Here is a 15,187-nt window from a genome sequence, read left to right as displayed (position 1 = left end):
TGGATATTATCTTATTACAACGCATTAAAAACCTTGGTAAATTAGGCGATAAAGTATCAGTTAAAGCTGGTTACGGTCGTAATTTCTTGATTCCACAAGGTAAAGCAGTTTCTGCTACTGAAGCAAATACATCTGCTTTTGAAGCACGTCGTGCTGAACTTGAGAAACAAGAATCTGATATTTTAGCTGCTGCAAATGCACGTGCTGAACAATTGAACGAAGTGAATATCGTTATCACTGCGAAAGCGGGCGATGAAGGTAAACTTTTTGGTTCGATTGGTACGCGTGACATCGCTGACGCTTTAACCAATGCAGGTCTTGCTGTTGACCGTGCTGAAGTTCGTTTACCGAACGGTGCACTACGTCATACTGGCGAATTCAACATCGCAATTCAATTGCACCATGATGTTGTTGCTGAAGTTCTCGTTACTATCGTATCTGAGTAATTTTCTGCAGAAAAAAGGGCATGCTTCGGCATGCTCTTTTTTTATCCTTAAAATTTGCACCGCCGCAATTGCGCAGGCATCCGAATTTTGGCGCCATGCCGGTTCAATGGAAATTTCAATTCGCAATATTCAGCAGAGCGGGTATCATTCCCTTAGCCATAAGGGTTGAAATTGCGTTTCCATCCCCCCATTTTCATTTAAGCATTGACTGTATTCAAAATCAGGGTTTTATATGTCACAGGCGAATGCCAGCACCAAAACAGAAGCAAAAAACAGCGAATCTGGCCAGCTTAAAGAGTTCCGCACGCCGCCGCATAACCTTGCGATTGAGCAGGCTGTATTGGCTGCCTTGATGACTGTTGCAGAATCGTTTGAGCAAGTGGGCGATGTGCTGACCGAAAGTGACTTTTATGCAACACGGCATAAATATATTTTCCGCGCAATTGACCAGCTGTCTAAAGAAAGTTCGCCTTATGATGCTGTTCTGGTGCATGACTGGCTGACCAAGCAAAACCTGCTGGACGCCATTGGCGGTGAGGAATACCTCATGCAGCTGATGTCTGACTCCCCTTCCAGTTTCTACAATCTGGAAACCTACGCCAATAAAATTAAAGAATTTTCGACTTTAAGAAACATGATTAAAGTCAGCAGTGAAATTCTGCAAAACGCTTACGACACCAAAGGCCGCAGCGTCAGCGAAATTTTAGATTTGGCCGAAACCAATATTTTCTCCATTGCCGAACAGCATAACAATAACGCCAAGGCCCAAGGCCCAAAGCCGATTAATGCGGTTGTGGCGGATGTTTTTGACAAGCTGAATGAACTGTCGCAAATGGAAGGCAGCATCACCGGCTTAACCACCGGCTTTTTGGAGCTGGACAACAAAACTTCCGGCATGCAGGCCGGCGACTTGATTATTGTGGCGGCCCGTCCTTCCATGGGTAAAACCACTTTTGCGATGAATCTGGTCGAAAGCGTTTTATTCAACAATAATTTGCCTGCGCTGGTGTATTCCATGGAGATGCCTGCTGACTCCATCGCCATGCGTCTGATTTCATCCTTTGGCCGCGTGCATCAGGGCCATTTGCGCGCCGGCAAAATGGATGCGGATGAATGGTCAAAAGTGACCAGCACCATTGTGCATCTGCAGGAAAAGAACCTGTATATTGATGATTCATCTGCGCTGCCGCCGACTGAATTGCGAGCCCGCGCCCGCCGCATTGCCAAGCAGCATGGCGGCAAGCTCGGCTGCATCATGGTCGACTACCTGCAGCTGATGAAAGTGCCCGGCATGGGCGATAACCGTGTCGGCGAGATCTCGGAAATTTCGCGTAGCTTAAAAGCCTTGGCCAAAGAAATGCACTGCCCTGTAATTGCGCTGTCGCAGCTGAACCGGGCGCTGGAAAACCGCCCGAACAAGCGCCCTGTAATGTCGGATTTGCGTGAATCCGGCGCAATTGAGCAGGATGCCGATTTGATTATGTTTATTTACCGTGACGAAGTTTATAACAAGGAATCCAAAGAAGCCGGCACTGCAGAAATTATTATCGGCAAGCAGCGTAACGGCCCCATCGGCACGGTGCGCCTTGCTTTTGAAGGCCAATACACCAAATTCAGCAACCTCTCGCCTGAGTTTTATTCCCAGTATAACGATGAGGAATAATTCCTTATCCGCACTGTTTTTTAAACTAAAGAGGCTATTTTCCGCCTCTTTAGCGCAAAAAAAAGCGCGATTTTTAAGCTTAAAAAATTAAAGTCTGGATTTTAAAATTCCCTTCAATGCATCTATGTTTTGAGTCCATTCTGCATAATTGCCGGATTCCTGCCAGAGTTCATTCAATTCAGAATTCTCTTGCGTCAAAATATTCAAGGCATTCAGCGCTTTTTGAATTAATGCCGCCGCAGGCTGAGCTGCCAGCTTTTCAATCCACCCGCCCATATCTTCTAAAAAGTCTAAATTCTCGGTGCCCTGCCCTAAAATCTGCGCCAATACTTCCGCGGCAGCATGCGCTTCACAGGCGGCGTCAGCGTCTATGAACTCTTCATGCTGATCTGCAATGACTTGATCAAAAGCTTTTTCAATAATTGTAAAACCGCTACTTTCCGCCAGTTCAGCAGCCCAGTCGCAGGCTTGATCATTGCCAAACGGCTCATGTGACCACGCTCCCATATTTCCCCCCGCATCAACTTATTAAATACATAAGATAAAATGCATCAACTGCCCGTAAAAATAAAGCTCAATATTTTCAAAGATGAAAATGCATCTTTTTCCGGCGAAAATTTTACCGATGTAAAACAGCAAGTTAATTAAAAACACAAATGCTCATGTTTATTTGCTATTGATCGGACTACAATATTTTCAATTTTTGTCATCCCTAAGGAGTATCCAGGGTGCGCCAAGCAACAGTTTATATTGATCAAGAAGCGCTTCAATATAATTTAAACCGTGTCAGAGAACTTGCCCCAGCCGCTAAAATCGTCAGCATGGTCAAAGCCAATGCTTACGGGCATGGCGTTAAAGACTGCTTAGCCGCCTTGAAAGATACCGATGCCTTCGGCGTCGCCTGCCTGCAGGAAGCCCTTGAAATCCGTGAACTCGGCTATAAACAGCCGATCACCTTGATTGAAGGCGTTTTCTCTGCAGATGAAATGCAGGCGGCTGTTGCCAATGGCCTTGAATGCCTTGTGCATCACCAGCCGCAGCTGGACTGGCTGCGCGCGCACAAAGACGCTTATATCGCCAAAGGCCTGAAAGTCTGGGTCAAGCTGAACAGCGGCATGAACCGCTTGGGCTTTAAAGTTCCTGAAATTATTGATGTCATCAATTCGCTGAAAGCGGAAGGCTTTAGCTGCGTGCTGGCCATGCACTTTGCCAATGCCGATGCGGACAGCCACCCGCTGAATGAGCAGCAGCGCGCGCAGTTCCTGCAGGTCAAAGAAGCCTGCGCGCCTGTGCTGGGCTCCTGCTGCAACTCCGCAGCCATCTGCAAATGGCCTGAGCTGAACTTTGATTTTGTCCGCCCGGGCATCATGCTGTACGGCGCTTCGCCATTTGCCGATAGGACTGTACATGACTTGGGCCTTAAGCCTGTCATGACCTTTACTGCTGAAATTATCGCGCTGAATTCCATTCAAGCCGGTGAAGCTGTCGGCTACGGCTCTGCCTTTGTGGCCGATCAGGACATGGACTTAGCGATTGTTTCGATTGGCTATGGCGACGGCTACCCGCGCGCTTTCCCCAAGCAGAACTATGTTGCCGTCAATGGCCGGCAGGCCCGCGTGATTGGCCGTGTTGCGATGGACATGATTGCGATTGATATTACCGGCATGGCAGCGCCTATTGGCACAGAAGTTGAACTCTGGGGCAATAGCCGACTGGTTGATGATGTGGCTGAAGCCAACGGCACCATCGGCTATGAACTGCTGTGCCGCCTCAGCGCCCGGCCGGCGCGCAAGCCGCGGTAAAATTCCGGCTGCCGGCTGCTCCACGCTGAATTAGAAAAGCCCAAATCTGTTTTAATGCCAGCCAGTTAAGAATTTTTTAATCCTCCCCTTGCGCAGCAGTGCTGCTCACCTTTGAAAAAGGAGGGAGTATTTTGAAATTCAGGATGGTCTTGAATTCCTTGCACAGCAATGCTGTTCATCCCCTCTTTTGCCTTGCGCCATATATGGCTCAGGGTTAGGGGAGATTTATCAATGAGCAATAATGAAATTACGCTTAACTGATCAATATTACAAATCTGTTTGGGCTTTCTTATTCCGGCAGGTTCCGCCAGCTATTCAAAATAATCAATGGTAGGCACCGGCAATTCCTGCAAGCCGCGCTTCAGCATGGCTGACCATTGCTTGCTGATGCTGGAAAAATATGGATCTTCCTCATAAATCCGCTTGCCCACCGGAATCTTCAGGCTGTTTTTATGATAAACCAAGGCATCTAAAGGCATGCCAACCGACACATTCGACCTTAATGTCGAATCAAAGGAAATCAGGCTGCAGCGCAGGGCTTCATCCATCGGCATATCATAATGCAGCGCGCGGTCTAAAATCGGCTTGCCGTATTTGCTTTCGCCAATCTGAAAATACGGCGTATCTGAAGTTGCGCAGATGAAATTGCCCTGCGGATAAATATTGTACAGCTGCATTTCCGCATTCTGAATCTGCCCGCCGACCAGCAGGCTGCAGAAATAGTTGCCCTGCTCCGCTGCATCCGAGGTCACATCCGCAATGACTTTTTTGAGCATATGCCCGACCAGTTCCGCAATTTCAAACATGGTGTTCAGGCTGTACAAGTTCGGTTCCTGCCTTGTTTCCAGCTGATTCTGCAGATGGCCGATCACCGCCTGGGTCATTGCCAGATTTCCAGAGGTCTGGATCACAATCAGCCGTTCACCGGGAACGCCGAACGTATGCAGTTTGCGGAAAACCGAGATATGGTCTACCCCGGCATTGGTTCTGGTGTCGCTGATGAACACCATGCCGTCCTTTAACCGCAATGCGCAGCAATAAGTCATTTCCTGTCCTTTCTTTGCTAACAGCTGAGTACCTGAACAATTGAGCTCATCGACTCAATGCCTCCTTTTTCGCGCACACCGCGCACCGGCGCAACATCCCAGTAATCGCGCCCAACCGCGACATAAATGTGCGAATCCGGCGCAAAGCGCTGGTTGCTGATATCAAAACAATACCATGCATTGTCTAAAAACACTTCAGCCCAGGCATGACTGGCCAGATGCAAAATCTGCGGCGCAAACAGGTAGCCTGAAACATAGCGCGCAGGCAGGCCCAAATATTTGCACATAGCAATGAATACATGGCTGTGGTCTTGGCATACGCCCTGACGGCAGTTGAATGCCTCAATTGCCGAGGTATGGACAGAAGTCTGGTGCGGCGCATAAGGGATATGCTGCGCTACCGCTTCGGCTAGCCGGATTAAGTGCTCACGGTTCAGCTGCGGCGCATAGCCCAGCGCAAAGCGCTTCATTTCTTCGCTGCACAGGGTGCTGGGCGTCGGCTGCAGAAACAGATTCGGATTCAGCTGCGGCAAGGCACTGTGCCGGCTGTGCGGATTCACCTCAACAGCGCCCTGCGCCATAATGCTCATCTGCAGATAAGGCTCGCGCTGCGTACTGGTCAGCCAGACATTGCCGAATGCATCCTGCTGGGCGCTTTTCCCGCCCGGCACGCTGATGTCCCAATAATGCACATGCTGATGCGAATTGCTGGAAGGCTGCATCTTAATATATTGAATGCTGCTCTGCACTGGCGCTGTATAAGCATAGTGCGTTTGATGATTCACCATGAGTTTCATGCGCCGGCCTCGAACAGGGTGTGTATGTGATCGCTGAAATGGTAAAACTGCGTGCTGCCGGGCTGCGCTTTCAGCTGCTGGCAGGCATCGTTCAGGCCGCCCCAGCCAATATGGGCAAGCGCTGCGGCGATGCGGTTTATTTTCTGCAGCGTCAGGCTTTCATCCTGATGCAGGCGCAATTGGCGGTCTAAGTCTTCAATGCACTGCCCCAAACTGAAAAACAGAAAAATATCTTCAGATTCAGCCTCCAGCGCCTCTTGGCATTCCGCTGCGGCATCGCAAATATAGGCGGAATTTTCATTGGCATTGCGGATCAGCCTATTCAGTTCCGCATAGCCCCGCGCGGACAGCACCCCGCGCAAATCCAGAATATTATTCTGCGCATACTGAAACTGCGACGCAAATGAAGCTGGATGCTGCGGATCGGCAGCCAGTTCATTTAAAGAGCCGGCGTCGAATGCCGGCAGGCAAAATGCGTGCGCATAGCTGCGGGCGGCCTCATCGTCCTGGAATGGAAACAGGCTGCACAAATACTGCGTGCGCGTTAAATAGCGCCCCAGCCAAAAAATATGCGCAGCATTGCTGTTTAATAAAATCATGTTCCGCTCCTTGCATGGAGTTCTAAGAATGCAGACTGTCGATGATCCAGGTATCTTTAATGCCGCCGCCCTGCGAAGAATTCACCACCAGCGAACCGGCCTGCATCGCGACCCGGGTTAATCCGCCCGGCACAATTTCAGTGCGGTAAGGCGAACTGAGGACAAAAGGCCTCAAATCAATATGGCGTTCGGCCACGCCAAAACCGGTTAAAGTCGGGCAAACAGACAAATCCAAAGTCGGCTGCGCAATATACAGATGCGGCGCAGCCAGAACTTTCGCTTTAAACTCATCAATCTGGCGCTTTGAAGCCTGCGGGCCAATCAGCATGCCGTAGCCGCCGGAACCTTGCGCCTCCTTCACCACCAGCTGATCAATATTGGCCATGACATAATCCAGATCGCGCTTTTCCCGGCATTGATAGGTCGGCACATTTTTTAAAACCGCCTGCTCGCCTAAATAAAACTGAATCATCTTATCCACATAAGGATAAATCGACTTATCATCTGCAACGCCTGTACCCAGTGCATTGGCAATCACCACATTGCGCTGCAGATAGGCGGACATCAGCCCCGGAACGCCCAAAGCGCTGTCAGAATTGAAGCACAGCGGGTCAAGATAGGCGTCATCTACCCTCCGGTAAATGACATCCACTTGCTGGCGCCCCCGGATGGTTTTCACATAAACTTTGCCGCTGTCTACAAAAAGGTCACGCGATGTCACTAGGGGCACATCCATTTCCCTTGCCAGAAAAGCGTGCTCATAATATGCGCTGTTGTAGCGTCCCGGCGTCAGCACCACAATAAATGGATGATCCGCATCGGAATTTTCAGCCAGAATTTCCTTCAACAGCTGCGGATACTGCTCAATGGCTAAAATATTGCTCTGCCTGCACAGATCCGGCATCAGCTTCTGGCTGATTTTGCGGCTTTCCAGCATGTAGGATACGCCGGACGGTGTCCTGAGGTTGTCTTCCAGCACATAGAACTCGCCCTGGCGGCCGCGGATAATATCAATCCCGCTGATTTGGCTGTAAATTTGGCCTTTTAAGTCATGCTGATGCATATGCGGCTGAAAAGCTTCATGCATTAAGACCTGCAGTTCAGGCACAATGCCGGCCTGCAGAATTTCCTGCTGATGATAAATGTCATGCAGAAACAGGTTCAATGCGCGTACCCGCTGTGCGCAGCCGGCAGCCACCGTATTCCACTGCTTCTTCGCCATCACCCGCGGAATCAGGTCATAAGGAATAGTGCGCGCTGTGCCGGCGGCATCGCCGTATACGCTAAAGGTAATGCCTTCATACAGGAAATGCGCTTTCGCCAGCTGATTCAGCGCGTTCAGCTCATCCAGATGATGCTGCGAAAGCCACTGCTCAATACGTTCGCAGGCTTCACCGGAAATGGCGCGGTCATCGCGCAGCTCATTAAAAAACTGCGAGTTCAGATGCTCAAAAAGCCCATGCGCTTTTGCTGATGCTGCTGGATTTAATGCAAAATCGGCCCCTATATTGCCTGCATCAGCCTCCGCTGCAGCGCTGGAAGTTGTATCTTGATTTTCTTTAAGCATACAAACCTCATTCGTTATAATCTATTGTAAATAAAGTAAAGCAATTAGCATGCCATTGAATTTAAAGCGCATACAGGATATTTATTCATCAAATCAAATCAAATCAAATCAAAGCGCTGCGCAAGCAAAATGAATGGCGAAGATGCAGCAAAATATAGCGCGGAATGCAGCGGAAACACTTGCGAAAAATACAGAGATTTCTTATTGTGTTTATCGCTTTATTTCAAATTACTTAAGACTGTTTCAGCCATTATGTCCTCACAAGAAAAAGAAACCTCAAATAGCCTCTACCGCCAGTGGCAAATCCTTTCCCGCCTCTCTGCAGGAAAGTGGATGGGCACGCGTGAACTGCAGGAAATTTTAGTGCGTGAAGGCATTGATATCAGCCTGCGCACCATTCAGCGCGACTTGAATCAGATCTCCCAGCGTTTTCCGATTGAGAGCAGCAAAACCTCGCCGCAGGGCTGGCGCTGGCGTTCCGATGCCCCGATTCAAAGCCTGCCGCATATGACCAGCTCGCAGGCGGTCACCTTCATGATGGTGGAAGAGCATCTTAAGCATCTGCTGCCGCCGAGCCTGATTGAGGAGATGAACCCTTGGTTTGATTTGGCGCGCCGCAGCCTGTCTACTCAGAATAATGTGCGCCAATGGATTAACCGCGTGCGTATTGTGCCTGCCACGCAGCCGCTGATTCCGCCGCTGGTGGAGAAAGCGTCGCAGCAGGCGATCTACGAAGGCCTGCTGCAGGACAAGCAGCTGGAATGCGTTTATCAGGGCCTAGGCCCTGCAAGCGAAGAAAAAACCTACATTTTAAACCCGCTGGCTTTGGTGCAAAAAGGCGCCGTGATTTATCTGGTCTGCACCCGGCATGACAAAACTGACATTCAAACTTTTGCCCTGCACCGCTTTAAATCAGCCGCGGTGCTGAACTCGCGCGCGCTGCATCCGGTGAATTTTGACATTGACGCCTATATTGAATCTGGCGCGCTGGGCTTCAGAGTGGACTTCAGCAAGCCGACAGCGCATGTGCATTTGAAACTGCTGATGAGTGATCAGGAAGCTTATTATTTTGAAGAAACCCAGCTCAGCAAAGACCAGCTGATTGAAAAGCAGCAGGACGGCCTCAGCTGCGTGTCTGCGACTGTGCCCTTCACTTCACAGCTGGTGTGGTGGCTGCGCAGTTTCGGCAATCGCATTCAGCATATAGAGCCGGCTGAAGTTTCAAATGCTGTGCGCCAAATTGACGGGCTATAGTCTCCCTTCCGCATCCGGCAAAAAATAAAAAGTCCCAGCGCTGCGGGACTTGAGAATTTCTTAGAATATTTTTGTGGTTATTTTCGCTGCGGGTTAAGCCTGATGCAGCATGCGCGCCTGTACCCGCGCCGCCTGCCGCACACCCGGTCGGTCAGAACAAGATTCAGCGCATGCATCGGCAAGCCAAATCTGCAGTGTTATAGCGGATGGATTTTTTAGTCATAGAACACGCCTCTTGCTGTGGATGTAGATTCAATCTAAGCCATTTTCTGACTGCTGTGAAATCACAAGATTTGCAGGCTTTAGCTGATTTTATCTTTAGCGGTTTATTTGATTTATTTATTCCGCAGCGCTTTTCCTGCAGCATTCAGGCCTTAAGCGCTTGGAAAATTGCGGCATTAAGTCACCGGAGTTCAGCTGATGCTTCATTTTTAAGCGCAGGGCATTTATAGTCTTAGCATCAGCGCTCAGGAAATTCATCAATAATGCCAGACTCAACACAAGCCATCCGCCATAAACTGCTGAACACATTTTTCTCACGCCACTCCATTTGGCTGGCCTGCATTTTCATTGCGCTGCTGATTACGCTGTTTCATCTGGGCTATGAGCCGCGCTATATTCATTATTTCATGCCGGAAACCCTGCTGAACAGCATTTGGCTGATTACCGCGCTGCTCAGCCTTTTGGGGCTGTATGACCTGCTGCAGAACAGGCATGCGATTTTAAAAAATTACCCGATTGTCGGCCATTTCCGCTTTATTTTTGAAGAGTTCCGCCCCGAAATCCGGCAGTATTTTATTGAGTCGGATCAGGATGCCCTGCCGTTTTCCCGCCAGCAGCGCAATCTGGTGTATCAGCGCGCAAAAAATGAAAATGCCGATAAGCCTTTTGGCTCCATTATTGATGTCTATCAGGAAGACTACCGCTTCATGACGCATTCCATAACGCCATGCAGGCCGGCCAATTCTGATTCTTTCCGCATCACAATCGGCAGCCGGCACTGCAGCCAGCCTTACAGCGCATCTATTTTCAACATTTCCGCCATGAGTTTTGGCAGCCTGAGCGCCAATGCCATCCGCGCCTTGAATAAGGGCGCGCAGCTGGGCAATTTTTACCATGATACCGGTGAAGGCAGCATCAGCCCCTATCATCTGGAAAATGGCGGCGATCTGGTCTGGGAGCTGGGCAGCGGCTATTTCGGCTGCCGCACGCTGGACGGCCAATTTGACCCTGTACGCTTTGCAGAGCAGGCGCAGCTTCCGCAAGTCAAAATGATTGAAATCAAGCTGTCGCAAGGCGCAAAACCCGGCCACGGCGGCATATTGCCTAAACACAAAATTTCTGAGGAAATTGCGCAAATCCGCGGCATCAGCCGCGAGCATGACTGTGTTTCGCCTTCCAGCCATTCAGCGTTCAGCACCCCGCTGGAAATGATGCAGTTCATTCAGCAATTGCGTGAATTGTCGAAGGGCAAGCCTGTCGGCTTTAAATTGTGCATTGGGCAGCCTTGGCAGTTCATGAGCATTGTCAAAGCCATGCTGCAGAGCCAGATTGTTCCGGACTTTATTGTGGTGGATGGCGCTGAAGGCGGCACCGGGGCAGCGCCGCTCGAGCTGATCAACTATATGGGCACGCCCTTACGCGAAGGCCTGCTGTTTGTGCATAACACGCTGGTCGGCGCAGGGCTGCGGGATCAAATTAAAGTCGGCGCCAGCGGCAAAATCATCAGCGCCTTTGATATTGCCAGCACTATGGCGATTGGCGCAGACTGGGTCAATTCCGCGCGCGGCTTCATGTTTGCAGTCGGCTGCATTCAGGCGCAAAGCTGCCATACCAACCTATGCCCTGTCGGCGTCGCCACGCAGGATCCTGACCGGCAGAAAGCCCTGCATGTACCGTCCAAAGCGCTGCGCGTATTCAACTTCCATAAAAATACCCTGCGCGGCTTGTCTGAACTGATTGCAGCTGCTGGCCTGTGCCACCCTGCGGATATCAAGGCGCATCATTTGGCGCAGCGCATTAATGGCCGTGAAATTAAGAACTATGCGCAGCTGCATTTCTGGCTGAAGCCCGGAGAGCTGCTGCGCTGCGAAAATAAAGATGAGGAAAACTTTTACTTCCGCATGTGGAATTTAGCTTCTGCAGATAAGTTTTAAGCGCTATGCAGCCTGATATAGCTAATTATCTAACTAGCTGCCACATACAAAACCTAATGAAATCATATTTTATGGGAAATTATGTGTGGCACAGATTTCAAAACTCAGCTATATAGCTAAGTTTTCTTAAACGACTCCGCGAAAATCCCTTCAGCTTCCTAGGTTCTTGAGTAAAATAAACTTCGGATATGCGCGTGCGGCAGGGATGCCGCACGTTGCCCATCCTTGCGCTGCATTTTAAAGCAGTGCTTAAAACTTGCTCAGGACGCCGTGTATGGGCAACAAAAGACTTTTGTTTTACTTTGGGTCTTTCCCAAGTAAAATCTTGCCTGCGCAAAGGCGTTTAAACGTCTAAAGGAAAAATGAGGCAGTGTAAGCATCATCGTTAATTGCCGAAGTTAACGCGGATAAAATCCAGTGTAATCATATTTTATATGCGTAATACAGACTTTAAAACTTAACTATAGCGCAACTCATAGGATGCAAAACATCAGAGCAGTCAGCACATACAAAATGGCGCAGATATTTATGCTTTGCGCAAAGGGAAGATTTTAAACGCAGGTTGACCGGCATCAAACCGGTCTGCTGCGCTTATGTCCCGCTGAGTTTACCCAGCCCTCAATAATAGCCCTTGCCGCCCTGCGCATGCAGAAAGGCAGGAATCAGGCCCGTCAAGGCAGCCCGGATGTCCGCGCGCTCATTGATCAGCTGATGCGAGCCTTCTTCCAGCATCAGCAGCGTCTGCAGGCGGAATTTACGGCGTATAAATTCTATATTGTAGCGCCAGTCCACAGTCTGGTCCTGCGCGCCTTGCGCCAGCCATACCGGAATGCGGCACGCCGGACGCTGCTCCATTTCCTGCATCCATTTCGACATGGCTAAAATCCAGTCCATGCCCATCATGCGGGGCTGCAGCGGGTCTTTTAAGCGGATGAACCTTAAAAACTCCGGGTTGTGATTATTGCGCCTGAAATGGCGCGGCACTTCACGCTTAATGCGCCGGATAATGCCCAGCCCGACCGAATTATGCCACCACGCAGATTTCGCAGGCCGGATGAGCGGCGACAGCAGCAGCACGCGCTCCACATAAGGGTCTTCACGGCGTTCTGCAAACTCTAACAGGTGATGCAGCCAGATCGCGCCGCCGGTGCTTTGCCCAATGCCCAGCCACGGCTTCGGCAGCTGGCTGGCATGGCGCACATACTGATGCACCGCATGCAGCACCTGCTGATAGTGATCAAAGTCCTGAATGCTGGCCGGTGAGCCGTTGCTCAGGCCATGCCCCGGCAAATCATAGGTTAAAACACTGAAGCCCTGCTCCAGGATTTCCTGAATAATCGGCTGGTAAATGCCGCTGTGCTCTAAGTAGCCATGCAACAGCAGCACCGTGCCTTTGACTTTTTCCTGCGGTGGCAGTTTTGGCTGAAAGGCCTGCACATGCAGCTTGAACAAAGGCATTTCAATATAGCCCTGCCAGTGCCCGCAGTTTAAAGTGTCCAAGCCATACAGCCGGCGGTAAGACTGAATTTCAATAGACGGCGCATAAGGCCGGTTTAGATTCAGCTGTTCCAGCAGCTGCGGCGTGGTTTCACGGCTGGGAACAGGCAAATCCAGCTGCTTTAAAATCGCCGGATTTAAAAATGGAATATCAGCCATTAAGGCACCTCCCGGCATTCTGTGCCAAACCACATGTCGCGCATGGTGGCCAGCATTTCATAATTTGCGCGGCGGCTGTGATCATAATTTTTCTCACTTGGGCGCCAGCGCGTCAAACTGCTTGGCATCGGCGCTTCAACCGGAATGGTTTCAATGCCGTTCAGGGCAAACAGGCGCCGCGTGCGCGGCATATGGTAGCGGTCTGTAATTAAAATCACGGTTGGCGCGCCGCCTTTTTTCTGCAGCAGCAAGGAGCTGAACCGGGTGTTTTCACAGGTATTCATGCTGCGGTCTTCCAGCAGCTTAGCATCTACACCATGCTTTTTCAGCCAGCTTTGCATATAAGGCGCTTCCACGCCGCTCAGCACAATCGGCAAGTGATACTGATTTTTTACCGCCAGCGTGGTTTCCAGACGCAGGCGGGTGTAGTTATTCACCACTATATCCTTGCCGTTGTCTCCCAGCGTTAAGCCGCCGCCTAAAACTACAATGGCATAGGGTTCTGACTGCACTGCCTGCTTAGATGGATTCTGCTGGTTCTGATCATGGATCAGGGCAATATCCTTAAAGATTTCTTCATCGACCGGTTCAGATGCCGGCGGCTCGGCTGAATGCGTATTGAGGAATTCAATATACTGCGCCATCAGCTCTTTATTTTCCGAGCTGTTCAGTTCCAGCAGCGCTTTGACTTTCCGCGCCGGATCCGCCGCTTCACTGGCAGCAGCCTCTGAAGCTGAACTGGCCAGCAAAGGCACGGCTGGCCTATCTTTTTCATCATCTTCTTTCTGCTGATCTTCTTCAATCAGCTGCTGCAGGGCCTTGTAGCGTGACTGAATCAGGGTCAGGTTTTGCGAGTTTTTGCTTTGAATCGCATCTTCCATCACCCTTAAATAGGCTTGGCGCGCAATCCACATATCTGAACCCGGCTCATAGCTGTCCTGATCATTCAGCGCAGCCTGCTTCTGGCTTTTGGCCGCAACTTCATTAACCTCAACCGGCACAAAATAGTTCAGCCCTTTAACAATCAGCTGCGAGTAAAACGGCGTATAGATGAACACCACAAGACAGGCGAACAACGCAAACAGCACAGCAGCGGTTTGCACTAAACGGACCATCCAGTATGTTCTTCTCATAAATTTTTTACCCTGATGCAAGCTTAATCCTGATGCGGGCGCAGCAGCCCGTTTTCATCAAACAGTACCGGTTCCGGCTCTAAAGCGATATGAAACTTGTTAAATACATCCTGCTGCACAGCATGATACGCTGCCTGCACATGATGCAGCGCAGCATTATCGTAATTGACTAAAACCAGCGCCTGCTTATGGAACATGCCAACCATCCCCAGTTTTTTGCCTTTCCAGCCAGCCTGATCAATCAGCCAGCCGGCAGCGATTTTAACCTGATGATTGGCCTGCGGATAATGGGGCAAATTGGGAAACTGCTGCGCGATTTGGTCAAATTCGCTTTGGCTGATTACCGGGTTTTTAAAGAAGCTGCCGGCATTCGGGTATTCCTTCGGGTCAGGCAGCTTGCTTTGGCGGATATGAATCACTTGGTTCTGCAGATTTTCAGCAGTTTGCTCATCAGCCACTGCGGCTTTCAAGTCACCGTAATGCAGCTTCAAGTCGGCATTCTTCAGCAGCTTGAAATCCACATGGGTAATAATGTAGCGGTTGGGATCATCTTTAAAAATGCTGTGGCGGTAACTGAAATGGCAGTCCGCCGCCGCGATGCGCGCAAAGGCTTGCTCATAGCGGTCATACACATGCACAGCGTCTATGAACTCACCGGCTTCCACGCCGTAAGCGCCAATATTCTGCACCGGCGAAGCGCCGACCAGCCCCGGAATCAAGGCTAAGTTCTGCAGGCCGAATAGGCCCTGCGCGGTCGTCCACAGCACAAAATCATGCCACGGCTGCCCTGCGCCAGCGCGCACCGTCTGCGTCAGTTCATCTTCTGCAATATGCTCAATGCCCTGAATATCCATGTGCAGCACTAAGGCATGCAGCTGTTCCGGCAGCAGCATATTGCTGCCTCCAGATAAAATCAGAACATTCAGCTGCTGCTGTTCGGCGTAATCCAGCGCCTCAAGCAAAGCGTCAACAGATTGAATTTTCACATAATGCGATGCAACAGCATTCAGATTCAGGGTATTAAAAGGCTTAAGCTGCACTTGGGTTTGAATATTCATGACTTAAACC

14 protein-coding genes are annotated in these 15,187 nt (G+C 50.2%); 6 read left to right on the top strand and 8 right to left on the bottom strand.

Features of this window, described 5'->3' with window-relative positions; all coding sequences use genetic code 11:
* Together rplI and dnaB are read left to right on the top strand one after the other, a co-directional pair.
* On the top strand, positions 1–446 hold a 446-nt coding region (gene rplI, locus RSA72_RS03545), incomplete at its 5' end, for a 50S ribosomal protein L9 (RefSeq protein WP_332632765.1).
* Positions 447–678: 232 nt separating this feature from the next.
* Positions 679–2,109, top strand: a complete 1,431-nt coding sequence (gene dnaB / locus RSA72_RS03540; protein WP_332622372.1) for a replicative DNA helicase — start codon at positions 679–681, stop codon at positions 2,107–2,109.
* Positions 2,110–2,196: 87 nt separating this feature from the next.
* On the opposite strand, the gene RSA72_RS03535 is transcribed toward dnaB, so the two are convergent.
* Positions 2,197–2,616, bottom strand: coding sequence for a DUF4259 domain-containing protein (locus RSA72_RS03535; RefSeq protein ID WP_332622371.1), 420 nt, complete (start codon positions 2,614–2,616; stop codon positions 2,197–2,199).
* Positions 2,617–2,837: 221 nt separating this feature from the next.
* Here RSA72_RS03535 and alr point away from each other — a divergent pair, with 221 nt between their 5' ends.
* Positions 2,838–3,911: an alanine racemase gene (gene alr / locus RSA72_RS03530; protein ID WP_332622370.1), complete on the top strand. Its 1,074-nt coding sequence runs from the start codon at positions 2,838–2,840 to the stop codon at positions 3,909–3,911.
* Between the two features lie 311 nt (positions 3,912–4,222).
* Here the strand turns inward: alr and RSA72_RS03525 are convergent, their stop codons facing one another.
* From RSA72_RS03525 to RSA72_RS03510, 4 genes are read right to left on the bottom strand one after another with little or no spacing between them, the layout of a single operon-like run.
* Positions 4,223–4,957 carry a proteasome-type protease gene (locus tag RSA72_RS03525; RefSeq protein ID WP_332622368.1) on the bottom strand — a complete coding sequence of 245 codons (735 nt, stop codon included), beginning with the start codon at positions 4,955–4,957 and terminating at the stop codon, positions 4,223–4,225.
* 17 nt (positions 4,958–4,974) lie between these two features.
* Positions 4,975–5,754 carry a transglutaminase family protein gene (locus tag RSA72_RS03520; protein ID WP_332622367.1) on the bottom strand — a complete coding sequence of 260 codons (780 nt, stop codon included), beginning with the start codon at positions 5,752–5,754 and terminating at the stop codon, positions 4,975–4,977.
* Positions 5,751–6,353 (bottom strand): alpha-E domain-containing protein, encoded by a 603-nt coding sequence (locus tag RSA72_RS03515; protein ID WP_332622366.1) that lies wholly within the window; start codon positions 6,351–6,353, stop codon positions 5,751–5,753. Before RSA72_RS03515 ends, RSA72_RS03520 begins: the two co-directional genes overlap by 4 nt.
* A 22-nt stretch (positions 6,354–6,375) precedes the next feature.
* A complete protein-coding gene (locus tag RSA72_RS03510; RefSeq protein WP_332622364.1) occupies positions 6,376–7,920 on the bottom strand; it encodes a circularly permuted type 2 ATP-grasp protein in 1,545 nt (514 codons plus the stop codon).
* A 252-nt stretch (positions 7,921–8,172) separates the two neighbouring features.
* Here RSA72_RS03510 and RSA72_RS03505 point away from each other — a divergent pair, with 252 nt between their 5' ends.
* The 3 genes from RSA72_RS03505 to RSA72_RS03495 all read left to right on the top strand — a co-directional run bounded on the left by RSA72_RS03505 (position 8,173) and on the right by RSA72_RS03495 (position 11,330).
* Positions 8,173–9,174, top strand: a complete 1,002-nt coding sequence (locus RSA72_RS03505) for a helix-turn-helix transcriptional regulator (protein ID WP_332622363.1) — start codon at positions 8,173–8,175, stop codon at positions 9,172–9,174.
* 206 nt (positions 9,175–9,380) lie between these two features.
* Entirely contained in the window at positions 9,381–9,626 is a 246-nt protein-coding gene (locus RSA72_RS03500; protein ID WP_332622362.1) for a hypothetical protein, read from the top strand.
* 33 nt (positions 9,627–9,659) lie between these two features.
* Positions 9,660–11,330, top strand: coding sequence for an FMN-binding glutamate synthase family protein (locus tag RSA72_RS03495; RefSeq protein WP_332622360.1), 1,671 nt, complete (start codon positions 9,660–9,662; stop codon positions 11,328–11,330).
* A gap of 618 nt (positions 11,331–11,948) precedes the next feature.
* On the opposite strand, the gene RSA72_RS03490 is transcribed toward RSA72_RS03495, so the two are convergent.
* From RSA72_RS03490 to murB, 3 genes are read right to left on the bottom strand one after another with little or no spacing between them, the layout of a single operon-like run.
* Positions 11,949–12,986 (bottom strand): alpha/beta hydrolase, encoded by a 1,038-nt coding sequence (locus RSA72_RS03490; RefSeq protein WP_332622359.1) that lies wholly within the window; start codon positions 12,984–12,986, stop codon positions 11,949–11,951.
* A complete protein-coding gene (locus tag RSA72_RS03485; RefSeq protein WP_332622357.1) occupies positions 12,986–14,119 on the bottom strand; it encodes a YdcF family protein in 1,134 nt (377 codons plus the stop codon). The genes RSA72_RS03490 and RSA72_RS03485 overlap by 1 nt, the downstream gene beginning before the upstream one ends.
* Positions 14,120–14,142: 23 nt before the next feature.
* Positions 14,143–15,177 carry a UDP-N-acetylmuramate dehydrogenase gene (murB, locus tag RSA72_RS03480; protein ID WP_332622355.1) on the bottom strand — a complete coding sequence of 345 codons (1,035 nt, stop codon included), beginning with the start codon at positions 15,175–15,177 and terminating at the stop codon, positions 14,143–14,145.
* Positions 15,178–15,187: the final 10 nt, after the last annotated feature.

Origin of the sequence: Acinetobacter sp. (genome assembly GCF_036659555.1) — a bacterium.
In the GTDB taxonomy this organism is placed as follows: domain Bacteria; phylum Pseudomonadota; class Gammaproteobacteria; order Pseudomonadales; family Moraxellaceae; genus Acinetobacter.
The sequence above is the reverse complement of the archived record's forward strand: the minus strand, read 5'-3'. Positions and strand labels throughout refer to the sequence as shown.